21 protein-coding genes and 4 pseudogenes are annotated in these 18,901 nt (G+C 57.8%); 15 read left to right on the forward strand and 10 right to left on the reverse strand.

Going from position 1 to position 18,901, the window contains the following annotated elements:
• Positions 1–512, forward strand: a 512-nt coding sequence (locus AB4Y42_RS41710) for an electron transfer flavoprotein subunit alpha/FixB family protein (protein WP_368697577.1), incomplete at its 5' end; no start/stop codon positions are given.
• 78 nt (positions 513–590) lie between these two features.
• Entirely contained in the window at positions 591–1,373 is a 783-nt protein-coding gene (locus AB4Y42_RS41715; RefSeq protein WP_368697578.1) for a class II aldolase/adducin family protein, read from the forward strand.
• A gap of 85 nt (positions 1,374–1,458) precedes the next feature.
• Here AB4Y42_RS41715 and AB4Y42_RS41720 read toward each other — a convergent pair whose 3' ends face one another.
• A complete protein-coding gene (locus AB4Y42_RS41720) occupies positions 1,459–2,085 on the reverse strand; it encodes a hypothetical protein (protein WP_368697579.1) in 627 nt (208 codons plus the stop codon).
• Between the two features lie 163 nt (positions 2,086–2,248).
• Between AB4Y42_RS41720 and AB4Y42_RS41725 the strand changes: the two genes are divergently transcribed.
• The gene (locus AB4Y42_RS41725) at positions 2,249–3,553 is read left to right on the forward strand and encodes an amino acid permease (RefSeq protein ID WP_368697586.1); all 1,305 of its coding nucleotides are present in this window, start codon (positions 2,249–2,251) and stop codon (positions 3,551–3,553) included.
• A gap of 259 nt (positions 3,554–3,812) precedes the next feature.
• Here AB4Y42_RS41725 and AB4Y42_RS41730 read toward each other — a convergent pair whose 3' ends face one another.
• A complete protein-coding gene (locus tag AB4Y42_RS41730; protein ID WP_368692155.1) occupies positions 3,813–4,451 on the reverse strand; it encodes an RES family NAD+ phosphorylase in 639 nt (212 codons plus the stop codon).
• Positions 4,451–5,089, reverse strand: a complete 639-nt coding sequence (locus AB4Y42_RS41735; protein ID WP_368692154.1) for a hypothetical protein — start codon at positions 5,087–5,089, stop codon at positions 4,451–4,453. The genes AB4Y42_RS41730 and AB4Y42_RS41735 overlap by 1 nt, the downstream gene beginning before the upstream one ends.
• 946 nt (positions 5,090–6,035) lie before the next feature.
• Between AB4Y42_RS41735 and AB4Y42_RS41740 the strand changes: the two genes are divergently transcribed.
• The gene (locus tag AB4Y42_RS41740; protein ID WP_368697580.1) at positions 6,036–6,281 is read left to right on the forward strand and encodes a hypothetical protein; all 246 of its coding nucleotides are present in this window, start codon (positions 6,036–6,038) and stop codon (positions 6,279–6,281) included.
• A 492-nt stretch (positions 6,282–6,773) separates the two neighbouring features.
• Here the strand turns inward: AB4Y42_RS41740 and AB4Y42_RS41745 are convergent.
• Positions 6,774–6,845: pseudogene (locus AB4Y42_RS41745) on the reverse strand (IS6 family transposase); the annotation flags it as partial.
• Positions 6,846–7,314: 469 nt separating this feature from the next.
• On the opposite strand from AB4Y42_RS41745, the pseudogene AB4Y42_RS41750 reads away from it, so the two are divergent.
• The 5 genes and pseudogenes from AB4Y42_RS41750 to AB4Y42_RS41770 form a co-directional block, all read left to right on the forward strand.
• A pseudogene (locus AB4Y42_RS41750) lies at positions 7,315–7,575 on the forward strand (integrase); the annotation flags it as partial.
• 14 nt (positions 7,576–7,589) lie between these two features.
• Positions 7,590–8,405, forward strand: coding sequence for a class I SAM-dependent methyltransferase (locus tag AB4Y42_RS41755; protein WP_368692152.1), 816 nt, complete (start codon positions 7,590–7,592; stop codon positions 8,403–8,405).
• Between the two features lie 75 nt (positions 8,406–8,480).
• The gene (locus AB4Y42_RS41760; RefSeq protein ID WP_368692208.1) at positions 8,481–8,807 is read left to right on the forward strand and encodes a hypothetical protein; all 327 of its coding nucleotides are present in this window, start codon (positions 8,481–8,483) and stop codon (positions 8,805–8,807) included.
• A 263-nt stretch (positions 8,808–9,070) separates the two neighbouring features.
• Positions 9,071–9,340, forward strand: a complete 270-nt coding sequence (locus AB4Y42_RS41765; RefSeq protein WP_368697587.1) for a hypothetical protein — start codon at positions 9,071–9,073, stop codon at positions 9,338–9,340.
• Positions 9,288–10,284, forward strand: a pseudogene (locus AB4Y42_RS41770) (IS110 family transposase); the annotation flags it as partial. The gene AB4Y42_RS41765 and the pseudogene AB4Y42_RS41770, both read left to right, overlap by 53 nt.
• Positions 10,285–10,725: 441 nt before the next feature.
• Here AB4Y42_RS41770 and AB4Y42_RS41775 read toward each other — a convergent pair.
• Positions 10,726–11,655, reverse strand: coding sequence for a class I SAM-dependent methyltransferase (locus AB4Y42_RS41775; protein WP_368697581.1), 930 nt, complete (start codon positions 11,653–11,655; stop codon positions 10,726–10,728).
• On the reverse strand, positions 11,652–13,004 hold the full coding sequence (locus AB4Y42_RS41780) for an STM4012 family radical SAM protein (RefSeq protein ID WP_368697582.1): 1,353 nt from the start codon (positions 13,002–13,004) through the stop codon (positions 11,652–11,654). The genes AB4Y42_RS41775 and AB4Y42_RS41780 overlap by 4 nt, the downstream gene beginning before the upstream one ends.
• Here AB4Y42_RS41780 and AB4Y42_RS41785 point away from each other — a divergent pair.
• Positions 12,983–13,177, forward strand: coding sequence for a hypothetical protein (locus tag AB4Y42_RS41785; protein ID WP_368697589.1), 195 nt, complete (start codon positions 12,983–12,985; stop codon positions 13,175–13,177). The two genes, AB4Y42_RS41780 and AB4Y42_RS41785, sit on opposite strands and share 22 nt — an antisense overlap.
• Here the strand turns inward: AB4Y42_RS41785 and AB4Y42_RS41790 are convergent.
• Positions 13,085–14,114 (reverse strand): annotated as a pseudogene (locus tag AB4Y42_RS41790) (IS630 family transposase). The gene AB4Y42_RS41785 and the pseudogene AB4Y42_RS41790 overlap by 93 nt on opposite strands.
• Before the next feature lie 1,041 nt (positions 14,115–15,155).
• Between AB4Y42_RS41790 and AB4Y42_RS41795 the strand changes: the two are divergent.
• From AB4Y42_RS41795 to AB4Y42_RS41810, 4 genes are read left to right on the forward strand one after another with little or no spacing between them, the layout of a single operon-like run.
• On the forward strand, positions 15,156–15,317 hold the full coding sequence (locus tag AB4Y42_RS41795) for a hypothetical protein (RefSeq protein WP_368692149.1): 162 nt from the start codon (positions 15,156–15,158) through the stop codon (positions 15,315–15,317).
• Positions 15,318–15,320: 3 nt separating this feature from the next.
• Entirely contained in the window at positions 15,321–15,596 is a 276-nt protein-coding gene (locus AB4Y42_RS41800; protein ID WP_368692148.1) for a transposase, read from the forward strand.
• Positions 15,524–15,874, forward strand: a complete 351-nt coding sequence (locus tag AB4Y42_RS41805) for a transposase (protein WP_368692199.1) — start codon at positions 15,524–15,526, stop codon at positions 15,872–15,874. The genes AB4Y42_RS41800 and AB4Y42_RS41805 overlap by 73 nt, the downstream gene beginning before the upstream one ends.
• Positions 15,871–16,092 carry a hypothetical protein gene (locus AB4Y42_RS41810; protein WP_368697583.1) on the forward strand — a complete coding sequence of 74 codons (222 nt, stop codon included), beginning with the start codon at positions 15,871–15,873 and terminating at the stop codon, positions 16,090–16,092. Before AB4Y42_RS41805 ends, AB4Y42_RS41810 begins: the two co-directional genes overlap by 4 nt.
• Before the next feature lie 610 nt (positions 16,093–16,702).
• Here the strand turns inward: AB4Y42_RS41810 and AB4Y42_RS41815 are convergent.
• Together AB4Y42_RS41815 and AB4Y42_RS41820 are read right to left on the reverse strand one after the other, a co-directional pair.
• Positions 16,703–17,398, reverse strand: coding sequence for a sulfite exporter TauE/SafE family protein (locus AB4Y42_RS41815; protein ID WP_368697584.1), 696 nt, complete (start codon positions 17,396–17,398; stop codon positions 16,703–16,705).
• Positions 17,399–17,524: 126 nt separating this feature from the next.
• Positions 17,525–17,875, reverse strand: a complete 351-nt coding sequence (locus AB4Y42_RS41820) for a hypothetical protein (RefSeq protein ID WP_368697585.1) — start codon at positions 17,873–17,875, stop codon at positions 17,525–17,527.
• Between the two features lie 451 nt (positions 17,876–18,326).
• Between AB4Y42_RS41820 and AB4Y42_RS41825 the strand changes: the two genes are divergently transcribed.
• The gene (locus tag AB4Y42_RS41825; RefSeq protein WP_368692144.1) at positions 18,327–18,503 is read left to right on the forward strand and encodes a phage integrase family protein; all 177 of its coding nucleotides are present in this window, start codon (positions 18,327–18,329) and stop codon (positions 18,501–18,503) included.
• Between the two features lie 260 nt (positions 18,504–18,763).
• On the opposite strand, the gene AB4Y42_RS41830 is transcribed toward AB4Y42_RS41825, so the two are convergent.
• Positions 18,764–18,901: transposase domain-containing protein (locus AB4Y42_RS41830; RefSeq protein WP_368697588.1), on the reverse strand; the 138-nt coding region annotated here is incomplete at its 5' end.

Consider the following 18,901-nt stretch of genomic DNA (forward strand, 5'->3'; position numbering starts at 1 on the left):
CGATCAAGGTGATCACGGTCCGCACGACCGGTTTCGATCCCGTCGCAGCAGAAGGCGGCAGCGCGGCAGTCGAGAAGATCGAAGCCGCAGCAGACAGCGGCCTCACGCAGTTCGTCGGCCGTGAAGTGACGAAGCTCGACCGCCCGGAACTCACGAGCGCGAAGATCATCGTCTCGGGCGGCCGGGGTCTGGGCAGCGGCGAGAACTTCGCGTTGGTTCTGGAGCCGCTCGCGGACAAGCTCAACGCCGCACTCGGCGCCTCGCGCGCAGCCGTCGATGCTGGCTACGTGCCGAACGACTATCAGGTCGGTCAAACCGGCAAGATCGTCGCGCCGCAACTGTACGTGGCGGTCGGCATCTCGGGTGCGATCCAGCATCTGGCCGGCATGAAGGACTCGAAGGTCATCGTCGCGATCAACAAGGACGAGGAAGCGCCGATCTTCAGCGTGGCCGACTATGGTCTGGTGGACGATTTGTTCAGAGCGGTTCCGGCCTTGACCACCGCTCTCTGACACATTCCCGCAAAGCTCGCCGGCGCGAGCCGACCGAAAGAAAACCGTTTTCACTCTTATAAGCGGAGCAATTCAAACATGATTTCGACGACCGACCCACACATCAATCGCAAACCGAGAAATATTTCGGATGCCGAATGGGATGCACGAGTCCAGGTGGCGGCTGCGTATCGGCTGGCCGCGAAGTTCCAGCTCACCGATCTGATCTACACGCATATTTCCGCGCGCGTTCCGGGTACGCACGATCAGTTTCTCATCAACCCGCACGGCTGGTTCTTCGACGAGATCACCGCGTCTTCGCTGGTGAAGATCGATGTGAACGGAAATCCCGTCGACGACGACCGCTTCGAAGTCAACGCAGCGGGCTTCACCATTCACAGCGCGCTTCACCAGGCGCGCCACGATGTGGAGTGCGTGGTGCATCTGCACACGACCTACGGCATGGCGGTTGCCGCAATGGAATGCGGGCTGCTGCCGCTGAATCAGATCAGCATGCAGTTCTACAACCGCGTGGCGTACCACGAATATGAAGGCATTTCGCTCGAACTCGACGAGCGCGAGCGCATCGTCAAGGCGATCGGCAAGCGCGACTATCTCATCTTGCGCAATCACGGTCTGCTGACGACTGGCCGCTCGGTCGCCGAAGCCTTTACGCGCATGTTCTACCTGAATCGCGCTTGCGAGATCCAGGTCGCGACGCTGTCGGCCGGCCAAAAAGTCGTGACCCCTTCACCGGAAGTTTGCGAACACGCGGCGAAACAGCACGACGATTACGCGTATCTCGACACCGTGCACCTGGACCGCGAATGGACGGCGCTGCTGCGGCTGCTCGATCGCGACGGCGCGAATTACCGCAGCTGACCGGCTTGCGGCCGCATCGGTCGGGCAATGGGACGGGAATACGTCACGTCTCGTTGCCCGGGCCGGAATCTGAATCACCTTCAATTCAATCGCCATCGAACTGGCACTCGCTGAAATTCGGCCGTTCGCCGTGCACGTATACCGATTCGACACGACGCGCGAAACACAATTGAAGGGCTTGCGATTTCCCTTCGCTTTGGCGTGGCGAGCCGAAAGAGGGCGCCACGTGCTCACGAGCCGTCTCGGCGGAAGGCAATTGGACTTGAATGCGCCAATGCGCGTTCGTACCGAGGAAATGTTCGACGTGTGCGCGATACCCGACGAGACCGGCGCGGCGAGCGGCTGGCTGGAGCTGGAAATCGACGCGTGGACGATGGCAACGGAGCCGGACTGGAAAGGCCTGACGCAAGCCTTTGCGCGCGATGGCGGCGGTTTTGGACTCACATTGGCGCAAGCCATGTTCAGGCTGCCGTGGTACGCGTGGCGAATCGAAGACGTGGCGCTTGCACTGGGTGTGACGCGGCGCTCGCTTCAGATGGCGCTCTTTCGCGAATCGTATAGCTTCGACGCCGCATTGCGGCGCTGCCGGCGGCTCAATCAACTGCTGCGCGAAGGCGATGCGCGGTGTCGCTTCGCGGTAATGGCCCGGAGCGCAGCGCAAGAGCCGCCTTTCGGTGAAACGCCTGCGGGCAAGGATGACAGGAAGAGACATGCACGAGACCCCACAAGGAATCAATCGAGGTGACACGGCCATCGCTCTGGGAGAGATGGATTTCGCTCCTCATGCGGAGCACCACAAGCGGCGCGACGAGACGCGCTCGTCGAACGTTCCCGCAGGCTCGCTCGGCTCCAGCCTGAAGCAACGCCACGTGGTCATGCTTTCGATCGGCGGAAGCATCGGGGCAGGGCTGTTCGTCGGATCCGGCCACGCCATTGCCGAAGCGGGTCCGGGCGCGATCATCGCCTATCTGCTCGCCAGTCTGCTCGTCGTGCTCGTGATGCGCATGTTGGGCGAAATGGCCTGCGCGATGCCCGATTCGGGCTCGTTCTCGACCTATGCGGGGCGAGCGATCGGCCCGTGGGCAGGGTTCATGATTGGCTGGATGTACTGGTGGTATTGGGTGCTCGTGCTGCCGCTCGAAGCCACAGCGGCGGCCAATATTCTGAATAGCTGGTTCCCGCAGATTGAGGTGTGGAAGTTCTGCGTGGCGGTGACGCTCACGCTGACCATCGCCAACCTTGCGAGCGTCAAGCACTACGGCGAGCTCGAATTCTGGTTTTCGGTCGTGAAGGTCGCGGCGATCATCCTGTTCATCGCGGGCGGCGCGGCGGCCATTGTGGGCGTCATTCCGGGCGTCCACGTGAACGTCAGCGGCAACGTGTTCGGGCAGGGCGGTTTTCTCCCGCGCGGTTATGCGCCTATCGCGGGCGCCATGCTCACGACCATGTTCACATTTCTCGGCACGGAAGTCGTGACGATTGCGGCCGCCGAATCGGCGAACCCGGAACAGGAAATCTCGCGCGCCATTAGTTCGGTGGTCTGGCGCATCTCGCTGTTCTATATCGGATCGATTTTCGTGATCATCGCGGTGGTGCCGTGGAATGCGCCGGAACTGACGCGTATCGGCTCCTATCAGGCCGTACTGCAGGCGATCCACGTTCCTTATGCGAAGCCCCTGATCGATCTGCTGATTCTCGTCGCGGTCTGTAGTTGCCTGAATTCGGGGCTCTACACTGCATCGCGCATGATTTATTCGCTCGGAGAGAAAAAGCAGGCGCCCGCCATGGTCAAGCGCACGACGCGTTCTGGCGTTCCCGTGGTTGCCGTCCTCGCTTCGACATCCGCGGCATTCGCCGGCTGTGCGGCCAATTATCTGGCGCCCAAGTATGTGTTCGAAACGCTGTTGTCCACGACCGGAACCATGGCGTTGCTCGTCTATCTGGTGATCGCCGTGAGCCAGTTGCGCATGCGCCGCGACTTGATCGCATCGAACCGGCTGCGGGTACGGATGTGGCTGCATCCGTTCCTCGGGCTTTTCGTCGTGGCGCTCATCGTTCTCGCGTTCGTGGTGATGGTGTGCGGCCAGGCGCACCGCAGTGAAGTCGTGTCGACGCTGGGACTGAGCGCGATGCTCGCGATGACCGGAATGGTCGTAGAGCGGCGCCGGCGTAAGCGTTAGATAGTCTCGTTGATCCATGAAACGCGAAGGTAAGGCGGATAAGGGCCTGTCACATCGACGGGCTCTTTGTCTTTTGCTCATTATTTTACATAACGCAATTTATCGCATTTTATTATGTAGTCCTTATGATGCCAGAGCACAATGCGGCCGGCAGAGGTTCGGATTCGTGCCGGGGTCGGGACGGCGATGAAAATTTGAGGATCGAATTTTCACGCGCCCGAAGTTCGTGCGTTCGCCGGCGCCAGACGCTCGCGCCGGGTCAGATGACGTTGAGATTCAGGCTGTCCGCAAGTTGCAGCACCTTTGTCCGTAACGGCTCGACGGCCATCGACTCGTCGCTGACAACAGTCAGGCGTGAGGACGGAAGCCGCTGGCCAAAAAGCATCACGCAACGGCCTGAATCATCCCTGCGGGAGCCGTATGCGATGGCATGCGCGCCTGGGCACTGGTTGTATGCTGCCTGGGACCACTTCCGCGTCGAATCGTAGACGGCCGGCAGGCTGTCTATCAGGTCCGCCCTTGTCAGGTCCAGGGCAGGAAGGTGCGGCGTGTGAAAGCTGACGCACTGAATTGGATCCGGAATGGTCAGCCTTGCGAGCCGGAAGTGCGTCAGCCGGTCGAGGTCGAAGACGCCCGGCGGACTCAGCGGCACGTCATGGAACAGCGACTCCATGACGACGCACGCGAATGAACTCGCAGCATAGTACGTGTGGACCGGCGATCCATCCGGACAGGAAATCGGCGCAAAGCGGGTATTGCCCCAGCCCTGCGCAAAGGTCGTCGCGGTCGTTGCATGCGGGTGCGTGCAATACGCGTGATACCAGACCGGCACGTCTTCCCACGTGACGGACACGACGGTGAAGGCTTCCGCGCCGCCAGGCATGTGCGGACCAGCCATCAGGCGATGTACCCGTGACTGGTGTGGCGCGCCGCTGCGTCGACCACCGCATCGTGCCGGTCAAGGGCATCCCGCGGGGATGCAGGTTCGCCCTCATGGCCGCCAGTGCCAGCGATCCATCCGTTCGGGAAATGAAACCACGCCGCGATCTTCCAGCTGTCTGCGACCGGACCCAGCGCCTCGAGGATGTCCTTGATAACGGGCAGCGGCTGGAACATCGCATCGAACTGGTAGCCCGCATAGTATTCCTTGCCGTTGAATGCCACGCTGAAGATCCGGCCCCGGCGCTTCCAGTCGCTCGCAGGCTGAGCCTTGTTGGTGGGCGGCGTCGCCTGGAGCCTGTTGATTTCCTCCGCCGTCAGCCAGTCGCCTCGCGCAAAAACCTCGCGCATGGTCTTCTGGCGCCGGATACGCTCCTCGATCAACGCGGGCGTCGGCGCAGCCAGGCCAGTGATCGCACGCGCAAGGTCATCCGCGCGCAGGAAAACCTGTGTCTCCCACTGGGGCGTGGCCAGAAGAACGGTCAGCAACTCCTGCATGCCTTTTTTTAGGGTAGAGGCGACGGCCGGATCGGTTCCCCGCGGGAGCGGCAAATTCAACACGACATCCGTGTTTGCTTCACCATGAACCTGGATCATGACTCCCTCCGACAGTTTGCGAATCTGCCAACATTATAGATGATGTCGGCAAAATCGCAATTTATGGAGGTGGCGAGCCGCCGAGCAATGGGGAGGATTCTTCAGGGAGATATGTGGCCCCATTATCCATCGCCTGATACGGTCCCGTCGCATCGAGGCGCAGGCGAGCACCACAGGCTGCAGGGACGTCCCCGCCCTGCTCGAGGCCCGCGCGTTCCCCAAGGCCCCCTGCGATGGAGCTCTCCGCTCGAAGCACCAGGACGGGGCAAGCCGGCTTCCACGCTGAGTTTGACATCCCCCGGCCTGTACAGATTGCGCCGGCGCACGGGGGCTGTCCGACTCTTCACCGCGCCTGCGACCACCTCGCCGCCATGTTCATCGGCGCGCGAGTCGCTACCGGCTAATAGGTGTCACAATGGCGGCAGGGTCTCCGGGCTTCCGCCCGCGTCAATATGAACTCACAGCTGTCAGCGTGCGGTGACCAGCTCCCGGCAACCTGATGGCATAGTCTCCCCCGCGATCGCAGGAAGAACCGATACAGGGGTCCCCGTGCTTTTCGTGCCGTTTACCGGGTTAGCGGGCTCCAGGCCTGACAAGGCTTTCCGGTCCGCCCTACGTTAATTTTCAAATAAATCAGGTGGTTGCTGTCTGGTCCTTCTGTATTGCGTGAAGACCTGGCCGGAGGGGCTTATCCAGCCTGCCGTGCTCTCGATCGGATCAGCCGGGGCTGCATGGCGGCGATAAGGAATATTTTTCTTCATAGCTCTATATATTCCCGGAGGCGCAGAACCTGCCCATCGAGTTCTTCCGTGACTTCCCGTCGTTCCTCAACTTCGCGTTCGATTCACGCAACCTGCTCACAGTATGGCTGGCCGCGCATCCGTGCCTGGCCACCACGCTCGAGCGCGCGCCGTATGCCGCCCTGTACGGTCGTATCCAGGCGCGTGTGCAACTCAAGCCCGTGATCGAGCGCGAGCGCTTCGCGCAACTGATTGCGCACGCCCTGAAGAGCGCCGGCTGCACGCATACGCTGCTGGCCGACTCCGGGCTCGAACTGTTGCGGCAGGCCTCACGCGGTTTGCCGCGACAGGCCGGGCGCATCCTGCGCACCGCCATGCAACTGGCCGTGCCCCGCGGCCTGAACCATCTGCCCGACGAACTGCTGCAACAGGCTATCGAGGAGTTCCGGTGAGCAGGCGCCGCAAACACCCGAAGGCGTCTCGCACGGCGCCGAAGGTCATGTCCCGACCGCCTGCACTACCCGAACTGACGGATGAAGCCGCCGCGCAGATCAGCGACTGCTGGGCGACTGGCTCCTGTGGTTCAGCGCGGCATACGGCGAACAGATCCGTCGCAACGAACCGTGGACGGCACCGCCACGCGAACCACCTCCCTCTCATCGCATCGACGATCCCTTCTGACGACACAGCAGCCCCGAGCTTAACAGCCGGGGCTGCGTTCGTTGTGCCGTGCGTCAAACGCGCGATGCCACGCACGTATCGTCTTCTTGCATCTCGCGTTCAATTAGCAAGGACTTCTACTCGACTGGCCCGTGTGGCGCGACAATCTGGATGAGAGACGGGGCTCTCATCTTGTTTGACGCGCGGCAGGCCCGCGACAATCAGCGTCGTCTCGCCTCGAATATCTCGCGATACCGAACCCCGAATACCGCGAGACGTAACAACCAGCGAACCGCGCAGCTGATGACGATGGCAGGGAAGCGGTGACCGTGATAAAGCGACTTTCTTTTCTTCATCGCTTCATTCTACCCCCGCTACTGCGTCAACCTGACAGAGCCCTTCACCGGGCTCACCCTGGATCCGTCCAATTCCTGAGAAAATGTACGTCCTGTGCCCTCTTGCGTCGTGAATACCTCAACGTGACAACGCCCTATTTCGCGATCAGCTGGCGCAAGTAGGATCACGCAGTCTTTGAGATTGATCAACCGGCAACAAGTTTGAAGCGTGTCTATCTTGTGCCGTGCCTATCGAGTCGGGCAAAATGATCTTGCCTGTTCTGGCTCCGGATGGATGTGATCTTTCTTTGAATGTCGACTATTGCAATTCACTCAATCATCTGAAAATCGGGGTGACAGGATTTTATCTCTCCAGAGGCCGTAATTGATTCAAAAGCTACCGATCAACGATCAAGGAACCCATCATGCAGACTCGTAAAATGAAGGTGCCCCGGGAACCGTGGAGGCTGGTTGGTTTAAGCTAATAGCGTACGCCGGACTCAGCTCTCGCGCGCCTGTTGAGCACTATCTGGCGGCTCGCAAGGCTGCCGGACAATCGGCGCGCGGTAGGCTCGGGAACATCCGGCGAGATCTCATGCTGTTTGCCAACAGCCGTCACAGGCCGGATCTCGCCGCGGTGTTTCAGCACACGCCAGAAGAGCGGCAAGCACGCGCCAGCGCCGTCGAACGAGCAATCAAGCTGTTGCCCGCGCTGCCGGTGCCGCAACCCCAGATCAGCGACGCCGTTGACGCAAGGAGGACGAGATGGATTATGCATCGATGCTCCAACCCCACAATGCCGAGGCCGCAGGCACGTGGGGAAGTGCAGGGCGGCAATATGAACGAGTTAGTCAATCAATCTCCGATGCGATTGAGCATTGCGTTATTCGCGTCGCTCCGCAGCCCGGCGAGCGCGTTCTGGACGTGGCCACGGGTACAGGGTGGGCCGCACGGCGCATCGCTGCCCGTGGCGCAAGCGGTATAGGAATTGACTTGGCAGCAAATCTCATCGAGACCGCCAAAGCGTATGCGGCTGATGCGCAATTATCCTTCGAGTTCCAAGTGGGCGATGCGGAGGCGCTGCAATTCGAGGATCAAAGCTTCGACGCCGTCATTTCGACATTCGGCGTTATGTTTGCCAGCGATCCGGACGCAGCGGCCTCGGAGTTGGCGCGGGTCTGCAAACCGGGGGGCAGGCTGGGAATTGCATCCTGGCCTTCCGACGGTACGGTCGCTGGGTTGTTCAAAATCATGCAGCCATATGTGACGCGACCTCCCGTGCCACTACCAACGTCGCCATTTGCCTGGGGGAACACAGATTACGTTAAGAAGCTGCTTGGAGCGGCCTTCGACTTGCGCTTTGAGAGCGGCACTACCGTCTTGCGCGAACTGAACGGGTCTACCGTGTGGGAGTTGTCCGTGGAGAGCTACGGCCCCACTAAAACCTTGGCCGCGAGCTTGGATCCGGACAGCCGTGAGCGCCTAAGGCAGGATTTCATAACATATCACGAAGGGTTTCAGTCCGAGTTGGGGATTGCGATGCCGCGGGAGTACCTCGTGGCTATCGGCATCCGAAAGTAGCCTTTGCGTATTGGCAGACACACACTGAACCGCGCCGGGTTTTCCGGAGGCGCCACTTCTTGAGAAAATGGAGCTATGGAAAATACCAAGAAGAAGGCCCCACGGTACTCGCCGGAAGTTCGTGAGCGGGCTGTGCGAATGGTGCTGGAACATCAAGGCGACCGTGACTCGCAATGGAAGGTAATCGGGTTGTGTCGCGTTAAGGACGATGGCGTCGCCTCGACTGCAGCCGAACAATACTTCCGGGTAGATGGATGTCGCTCATGGGCCTTCGCTACGGTGGAGCCGGCCGACGGCAGCCGGATGCGGGTGACTGTGCGCCGTGAAAGCGGCGAATCGAATTCCTGCCGCAGGCAGGAGGAGAAGAGTTGCTTCTGGGTCGTCAATCTTACCGGATGGTGAAAACCTTAAGGGATATGAGCATGGTTGAAAAGCATGAGATGGGCGAACGTACCAGACCCGTCGTTATGCAAGACCCGCGCAATATGGTTAAAGCTGGATTGCCTGAACCCCAGACCCCAGTGATGGAACCGCACATCCTCCGCCACGGTACGTTTGGGCGGTGCCAACGGGCTAGGACAGTACGAGTTACGCCGTCTGAACTCTTCTCCCGTTGGACGACGATCACAAGAGAGCGCGGTAACGGAAAGAGTCCACTGGTAGCCATGTTTGGCGGTATATCATTGCCATGGCGAAAAGACGCAGTACTCGACGACCGCCCAAAGAAAGTCTTCAACGGGCTACGTAGTGAAATTGTGTCACGCCTGCTCGCACAGGAATGTGAGGTCTGCGGGACTACGGATGGGCCGTTTCAAGTTCATCATATCCGCAGATTGAGCGACCTTGACCAAACCGGACGGAAGGCCAGACCTATATGGATCAAGCGTATGGAAGCGCATGCAGTCAAAAGCGTCAAACGTCGTGTTCGTCTATGAAGCCGCCCCTGCGGCTATGGCCTTCATCGCCAGTTGACGGCGAAGGGTTACCCCTGCATGGTCTGCGCGCCGTCACTGATTCCCCGCAAGCCCGGCGAGCGGGTCAAGACCGACCGCCGCGATTCTGCGAAACTGGTACGAGCGCTTCGCGCCGGAGATCTGTCTCCCGTGCACGTGCCCACTGTCGAGGACGATGCGTTTCGTGATCTGGTCCGCACCTGGGGCGCCGCCAAACAGGATCTGAAACAGGCCAGGCAACGTCTCAAAGCCTTCCTGCTCGCCCATGACGTGCGCTATCCGGCCGCGCCAACTGGGGGCCAGCACACCGGCGCTGGATCAGCGGCTACTCGTTCGATTCGCACTGGCAGCAGCTTGCGTTCGAGGAGTATCGCAGGACCATCGAAGACCGTCTGGCGCAGTGCGAACGACTCGAGACGGCTTTGCGCGAGATGGCACCACAACGGCGATTCTATCCAGTGGTTAAAACGCTTCAGTCGCTACGCGGCATTCAGTTCACGAGCGCCATCGGCTTGCTTGCCGAGCTCGGTGATCTGTCACGCTTCGATCACCCGCGGCAGTTGACTGCCTGGCTTGGTCTCACGCCATCCGAACATTCCTCGGGCCAGGGGCGCAGGCTGGGTGGCATCACAAAGGCCGGCAACGGCCATGCGCGTCACCTGATGGTTGAAGCGGCCTGGTCGTACCGTCACCCCGCCAAGGTCAGCCGCGCCATTCAGCAACGCCATGACGGACTGCCCAAGGCTATCATCAATCGCGCGTGGGATGCACAGCTGCGACTGTGCAAGCGGTATCGCAGGCTGGTCGCCCGTGGCAAGCATCCCAACGTCGCCGTGATCGCAATCGCACGGGAACTGGCCGCATTCGTGTGGGATATCGCGCGAATGACCTCAAATCCGATTGAGCAGCAAACACACTCGCATTGATCACGGCACCATTGCAAATTCAACGGAGGAGGAACAGTCTGCTGAGGACGGCGCAGCACGGTCCGTGAACAATCTGCGAAGATACTACGAGACGGCCTTCAGGCCAGACTCTCGGCCATAGAGCGCGGCAGGTTCACAAGACGGAACCCTGTAATGTGGTAACCAACCCACGGATATCAGCCGGATCCACCGTCGACGTTACAGGCTGCGCCGCCCTCAGCAGATTCACCGAAAAGCGATCGGCGCTCAGAAAAAAACCTTGGGGGACTTGACCGCGAAAGTCATATCAGTATCTAGACCGGTTATAAAAACTGCGATGGTCGGTATGAGGATTCGACTATGCAACAGCGTTCAATGTTCATCGGTTCGCCTCGTCCGCTTGCGCACAATTAGCAGATCCTTTGTTTTACGGAATGTCAAAAAAATGGAGGAATGGCTGGATTATTCCGTAGGATAGTTGCTAGAGTTTCGCAACGAAAATGGTGACGTAAAATACTCGTATTTGCCCGTCAAAATGCCCTGTGTGAATTGGAGTCCGTGTCTCCCAAAAATCCAGTCTTCAACCACATAGTTGCCCGTCAGCTCTGTAGGAGAGGTCATGTTCCACCCTGGCATTTCAATCCGATTGACGTGTCTCGGACGAACACCCATCGACTTGACTGAGGTAGCGTTGGCTCCAAGGGGTATACGTTCGAACAAGAATAAAGGAAGGCTGTCGCTGTTCGAAAGATCGACCTTCGTCAAACTGAACCGCTCGACCGAATTTGCTTTTCTCGAGAGAAACTTCTCAACGGCATGCACATGCGTCGGAATACCCGGATGTGAATCCCACTTCGCGTAGAAATCGGAACGAAGAATCTGCCAGTCCGCATATTGCGAGTCGAGATCGCCTCGGTCAAACGAATTAGCATGTCGGCACTCGTGCGGAACTGGGTAGCGAGGAATTCCAATAATCGATGTGATGTTGTGAAATCCACCCGGATTTGTCCGTTGCCTCATCTTCCGAAGCAAGGGAATCCACACTGCTTTTTTTACAAAATGCAACGATGAGTGCGCCAAGGCTAAATCATAATTTTCATTCGGAACGAAATCCTCAATCCGACCCTCAATCACATCGATGTTCAACGAATATCGGTCAGCAATCGAATGAAGTTTCTTTACGGCGCTCGAGGAAAGTTCCAAGGCGGTCACCTTGTGTCCCCTGAGGGCGAGAAAGAGCGCATTTCTCCCTTCACCACAGCCGATGTCTATAACAGACGACTTTCGTGGTAGAAACTGTTCAATTTCAAATACCTCAACGCTCGGTCCGCCCATCGTCCACACTTTCGCATCCGAATATCCTTTCTCCCAAAACCGCTCACTGTTGCTCATCGTGGAACATACCTTTCTTCCAAGGTTTTCACACGGTTCGAGAAAAGGTGGTGCGCGACCAAATTACTGTATTTGTAACCCTTCGTGGTCAATCGAATCTTGTCATTGGACGGTGGCTCGATGCAACCCTCAGCCTCGAGTGCGTCAATCACGTCCGAAAAATCAGAATACAGATTCCGGCCGAACCGTGATGAATAGAATGTACCAGAAAGTTGGTTCAATGTAAGACTGAGAATGAAATATCTCAGGCGCTCTTCGCGAGCATCAAGAACAATTCCGTATCTCACCATGCTATGTTCGGTGATTTCGAAGTTCAAATAGTCTTCAATGGCCTTTCCGACCTCCTCGAGGTTGACCGCGTAGTCGAAACTGTAGTGGTATTTTCCGTTGTAGCTTCTTGCGCCTGCTCCAATTCCGATCATCGGAACGCCGAGAAAGTCGGAAGTCTCTTGGGCGTACGCGCTGGTATTCTCAGGCAGACGGGTGAACCTAGTGAAGGACTCTTGTCGGTATCCATTCATTCGCATGAACTCGACATTTCTATCGTAAATCGCATACTTGTTTCGGTCGTTGATGTACCGCTCTGGATGCAATCGCTGCTGCTTATGAATCGCAGTGAGAGGTCGGCTAACTGCAGGATACAGTGAGATAGTCAATGGACCTGATGAAACGATGTGGCGGAGCGAATTTTCCCAGCTTTCGTAGGTCTGGCCTGAAAGGCCGTAGATCAGATCCAGATTGAAATTTTCGAAACGCTTTCGAATATTCTCTATCGCAGAGATTGTTGTCGAAACCGGGTATGGGCGACCGCTAGCCTTCAGCTCAGCGGAATCCATAGTTTGGATACCCATACTGATCCGGTTCACGCCTTGGCTTTTCAAGGAATCGAGAAGTTCCTCGGACATCGAGTCGGGAGAACCTTCGACACATAGCTCAGCAAAGGACGCAATATTTGGGAATCCATGCTGAACCGATGAGAAAATCTGTCCGAATTGTTTTTCGTTTAAAATAGTTGGGGTTCCGCCACCAAAATAAACAGATACCACTGCCTTACTTCCGCAGTACTTCGCATAAAATTTGATCTGATCACATAACTTATCGACATAACTTTGTATTATGCCGCCTGTATGATTAGTCGTTAGAAATAACGTACAATAAGTACACCTATACTTGCAAAATGGTATGTGGATATATATTGAAACTGGCCCGCGATCACCTGTGCACCATACTTTCGCAATGTCGATATTATGTAGATATTTATACGATCTTTTCGAAGGATAACTATATACGTACGACTCAAAGTGACTTTTACTTATGGAATGTCGAATTGAATCCGCAATTTGTTGCATGCTTCCTCCAGTCACGTCTGCATTTTTCAGGGATGGATGTGACGCGAAAGTTGAAGTTACCAAGCTTTCCGAAATACGTGTCACATAGCGGCATATTGGCACTCGGACTGGCGAAAGAAGGATTTCACCAGTTCTGGCAGTTTCTGGATGCGACGCAACGCGCCAAGCGCTAGTCATTCCATCTTGTTCTTGCGCCAGTCATTTCGAGACGCTGCGCTTTACATGCGCCCAGACCTGCTCATCGCGATTCAGATGTGGCGAATACGGCGGAAGCTAGAAAAGCTTGAGCCGCCTATTCTGGGTCGTTACGAAATCCTGAGCCAACCTTGCCCTGTGCACCGGATGGCCGTCGAGCACCAGAAACACGGGTTTGTCCGCGCCGATGATCTGGCTGCCAAGAAACTCCCGAAACACTGCCGCAGTGACTGCGCCATCGTGCACCATGAATCGGAACTCGCCTTGCGGACTGACCGCCGGAATCATGTTCAACGAAAACCAACTGCCCGTGGTTTCCACCACCGGCGTTTGGCCCTGTGGCACCCATGTCGTGCCAGTATGGTAATCGGAGCGAAGACTCGACTCGTCGGAAAAATAGATCGTCGCTCCAGCCGATCAAGCGGCCTGGATGGCGGAGTAAGTCTCGAACTCCCATTGGCGAACGAGCGCGGCGCCTTTGCTGCCACGCCTGGTACAACAGCTTCTGTGCCGTGAAGCCCAGCAACTTCATGATGCGGCTCACGCCGGAGACCGACAGCTTCTTGCCAAACTTGCGTTCGATGAGCACTGCAATCAGTGGGAGCGTCCACAGCCCAAGCTCGAACTTGTATTGCAGTGGCGTATTGTCCCGCACGGCTTTGGCCAACCAACGCATTTCCTCGGGACTGACTTTGGGCGGCCGACCCGGAATCGCCTTTGCCAGCAAGGCGTTCTTCCAACGTTGACGAAATCGGACAGCCAGCGATAGACGCTGCATTCGTTCACCCCATAGGCCGCCGCAGCAACGCTTGCCACATCTTGCCCTTCGCGTATGGCCTTCACGGCCTGCTGACGCATCGCCTGCAACGTTGGGCGGCCGAAAACTCGATCACGCGACGTGCGTTTGCATTTCATCCTCGTGTTTTCTCATCATGGTGACAATACTTTTGGAAAACTTAGTACGTGACTAAAACGATTTTTATGGCAAGAGAGTGTCCTTGCCCGGCGGGGCAGGTATACCTATTAGGGGCTGGCCAAGATCCGCTCGAATTGCTAACATGAGCCCAGCGGTTATGGAAGCGTCGTCCACTTATTCGATGCGCAGCCTCAAACCGCTGAAAAATGCGTTGAAGTCGCGTTGGAATTGCTCATCAATTTAAAAAATTGCGGCAGGAGCCGCGTAAGCGGCCTGCTAGGAACAGACTGGAGGCTGCCCTTCCACGTGGCAGCACCAACCGTGCCACCCATTTGGCTCACATACAGGCTCAGCAGCCGAGATTGGCTGAGCCAAAACCATCATGATGACGGTTAAGCCCAGGAGCATTGATTTCGTAACTTTACGCATAACGCTACTCCGATAAGATCAATCTATGAATCTACGTCGGATATTATGCGAAATCCATGCCAACACGCCAACGCCAATAGAGACCAGAAAACGGCCATTAAAGACATCCACCGATAGTACTAACAGACAAACCAGATAATTCTGCCAATTTTTGTCGCTCCCGCAACAAATTGCTTCATCCCTGCTTGGACGGTGTTAGGTACCGGGATTAGCGTGCAGCAACAAGGCGTTCGTCGCTCCGTCATCGCGTTATGGCTCGGGCATGAATCTGTGGAAAGCGCGGAGATCTATGTCGAAGCGGCTCTTGCAATCCCCGTCCCCCTTGGTCGTGTTCGAGACATACGACGGTTCTATATCAAACAAAATGTGCAAAAAGCTCTGATGTGGGAGACACGACTCCCGCGGCCCATCATCACCATATCAATTTGCTGTTCGTCGATCACTTGCTGCATTGAACTCTGGTGCAAATTTCAATAGCGAGCGAGAAGCAGCGTGTTCGTGCCCTCCTCTTGAGCGGAAAGAACTGCCTTCAAAATGCGGGTGTATTGGTATCTTTGAGGTGTAGGTTCGCGAGATCGAGTTGCGCTTTGCGAATGCGATGCGTCAACTCCATGCCCGAGATCGTGACGGTCACGTTTCTAAAACATTTGAAGCCGCTGCTGAAGGCGCCGAGCCGGCTGGTTGCGGGCATCATCAAAAAAACGGCGGCCCGCAAAGGCATCCTGCCGGGCATCTTGACGGCGCTGCACACGTTCGGGCGCAACCTGCAATGAAACGTGCATGTCCATCTGAGCGTGACCTGCGGGGGCTTAACGCCCGACGGCGAGCAGTGGAAGTCGATATATTTCGTGAAGGCACAGGTCATGCCGATGTGGCGCCACGCAATCGTCGATCTATTGCGGCAGTCGTACGACTGCGCTGATTCTGCCGCAGGAGCTGAAAACGCAGTACCCGACAAAAGTGGCGTGGAGGCCGCTGGCTGGATGGTCACTACGGCAAGCCATGGATCGTCCATTTTGCGCCACCGTCGGACAGCCATATCCGCAACGTGAACTACCTTGGCCGGTATATCAAACGCCCGCCGTCGTCGCAGTCGAGGCTGAAGCATTACGACGTCAAGACGGTGGCGTTCGACTATCTGGACCATCGGGACGGACGGCATCGGGTCGCACAGTTCGAGACGGAAACGTTCATCGACCGGTTCGTGCAGCACATCCCGGAGAAGCACTTCTGGCTGATCAACTTCTACGGATTCGTGGCGAATCGTGTGCGGGGTCAATGGCTGTGCCCAAGGTCTACGCGTTGCTGGACCAGGACGTGGAGCCGATGAAGACGAACCGCTACCGCAATCTGCAGAGCCGTGCATTCGGCGCGGATCCGTTGAACTGCCTGCTGTGCGGGATCCCGTTGCGCTACATCGGCATCACCCGGGGCAAGTCGCTGGCGCAGTTGCGCCCGCATCCACGAGGCGCTGGCGCGCGCAAAAATTGTTGCCTGACCGCTCAGCGGGCGCAGTCCGTCCTGAGGCCGGGGAAATGGCATGTTTGAGCGAAAGCGTGTCCTGTTCGTGATAATCGTTACGCATTGACGGCGCCGTCCACTTCGTCATCAGCACGACCGGCTGCACATGCTGCGACGGTCCGCCCTGCTCCGGCACTTCCAAATTCCTATGCGTCAAGGTTGCTTCGTGCGGCCTTAATGTATTGTGTTTGCTCCATCAGCTGACGTTCAGACCGGATGCTGTACAGCACCTGCAGCAGCATCGCCCGCCTGCAGGGCGGCCAATCAGAAAGCGATGAGCGGATTTTGGGGGCTTTTGGCAAATTCTCGCCAAGCTGGAGCTCGCAGCCCGTAAAGTTTCCGAGTCGTCAAAGAAGGCCACGGCAACGTCAGACAGTTTCGACGAGCCCGATATCTGGAGATGAGCCCGTATCCGTCATTTAGTTGACGGGCGACGCAGGATTGCGAGTCCTTGAAGGGTGGCGCAAGCGGCTCCCGTTCGGGCAAGATTTAACGGCCCGAGCACTAACCGCGCCAGCAGTCCACGTGCAGCGAGTCGCTGGAAAGATGGCATCACTGGCACGCCGCTCCTCCTGCCTCTGTTCCTTTAGGACTACAGTGACTCAAACGGGCAGGAGCAGCTTCAAGCTCGCAACCATCAGCACAATGCCCAGCAGAAAATGGATCTGGCGAGGTGATAGCCCAGATGTGCCCCAAACCAGCCTCCCACGATCACCACCAACGCCAACCGACCGATCCCATCGGGAAGGTGATCTGCGGCGTTCCAGGTACCTGCCAGCGCCGCTATGGAATTGCAGAGGATGAACAGCGCGGAAACGGATGCTGCGGTGCGCGTGGAGCACCACCGACAAAGCAACAGAAGTGGTGTCATCAGAACGCCGCCGCCCACCCCGGTCAGCCCCGAGGCAAACCCGATAACCGCTCCGCACACCAGCGCGATCGGCCTGGGAGGTGGTCGCACAGCGTGATCATTTGATGGCTTTCGCGTCAGCGATAACGTTCCGGCAATTAACAACAGGATGCCAAGCAGATACTCAAACCGTGTTTTCTGGAGCGTTATATAGCCGCCCAATAGCGCCATGGGAATGGCCGGAAGTGCAAACGGCCAGAACAGCTGCCAGTTAAAATGCCTGTCGCGAATGAAGCGCCAGTTCGCGACCAGGGAAACGAGGATATTCAGGACGAGCGCGGTGGGCTTGATGATGTCTGGCTCGTAGCCCAACAATGCCATTATGGCAATGTATCCAGAAGCCCCAGCCTGACCTGCGCTCGCGTAAAGCAGCGCAACGGCCAGAAACGCGCCGTAGGTCAGCAGTGTTTGTGTACCGATCATCGCGCATATCAACCAGAAGCCTGAAGTGACAGTATCGCATCCGAAGCTGGCTGAATACTTGCGTTAACTCAGGTAGCCTGCGAACAGGACTGAATCCGCTGTCGAGCATGGATCGGCTATCGTTGATCACCCATCAACAGCATTGCCGGCGGCTTGCAGGCCAGGCATTTTGTGTCGCATCTTCGCGAGCACGATTTGATTTCCGTCGCGCACAACCAGCCCTTCCCTCTCCAGGTTCGCCAGAGGGCGATACAGGGTTGCATGCGCGATCCCGAGCGTGGCCACCCATTGCATGAGTGTGCCAGGCGGCTTGAACCGACCCTCGTCGTTGCGCTCGAGGCGCAGGCAATGCAGGACGCGGTCGCGAGGCGAACGTAGCATCAGACAGACACTCATCGCGGGCGCGGCTGCGCATGAGTTGCCGCGACGGTTGACCTGTTCCACTGTTGAGGTGCTCATCGGATGATGATGCTTCATGCCGGGATCGTGCCCTTGCATCGTGACGATGATCGGACAACTGGGCATCGAACCATTCATGCAGAGACGAGATGAGGCTCGTCCGCAAGTCACGATAGTGGATCTTCAGTTCGCCTGGACGCACTCGCACTAAACTGACACACGGTTGGCTCCTTTTCACGCCGAAGATCCTGGAATCAGGTGTCGCTATGCAAGCGCGCTCGTCCGATGCAGCATCCGTCCGCTTCCCCAGTGATGCGAGGCTCGCTGCTGTGCTCAGCTGGTACGCAGGCATCGGCGCGCGGGAAGCTGTGTCCCGCTATCTCGCTCCTGAACACGTCACGGACACCTCCGCACGCAACATGCTTCGACGCATCCGCCGACGTCTGAGCGCGCACGCACTGGAGCGCAATCGCCCGACCTTACCGCAGTCTTTCTCGACGGGACGACGCGAGGCGATCGCTCATCCGTCATGCGAGCCATTGAAACACTGCGACGGTCCCCGCTTCCGCGGCCAGCGCTGGCTGACCCCGTGAGCAACTGGCTCACGCCGCGCAGCGTCTCGCCGCTCGAAGCGCACAGATTGTGCCCCCTTGCGGACCTGATCGTGCAAGCCCGGCAACGTCGCCGATGGTGGGAACCAGTCTAGGGACTTGGTGCGGCCGGAACGCGCCGCATCGAGGCGTTCCTCACCGCGCACTCTGAGCTGGTTGAGCGCGCCGACGCCCGGGCCCCGCCACGGCCGACGCCGCTGGAACCATGGGAAACGCTGCGCGTTCCTGAGCGGGTGAACGGCACCCATGGACAGTTCCGGGCACCCCAGGCGACCTGTTTGCTGAAAGCAACCGACGACTACGAGGCAGCGCGGTCATGGCTCGCGCTGCACGAGACTTCAGGGGCTCATCGTGCTTACCTCAAGGAGGCTGTGGTAGGTGACCAGAGATGTGGAAGCAACTGCGCGAGATTGTCGGCGCGCTGGGTCGGCAAGCGAGTCAGGACGTCTTTCAGATAGCAATACGGGTCATGACCGTTGAGCTGTGCCGATCG

This window comes from Paraburkholderia sp. EG286B (genome assembly GCF_040965655.1).
GTDB lineage: Bacteria > Pseudomonadota > Gammaproteobacteria > Burkholderiales > Burkholderiaceae > Paraburkholderia.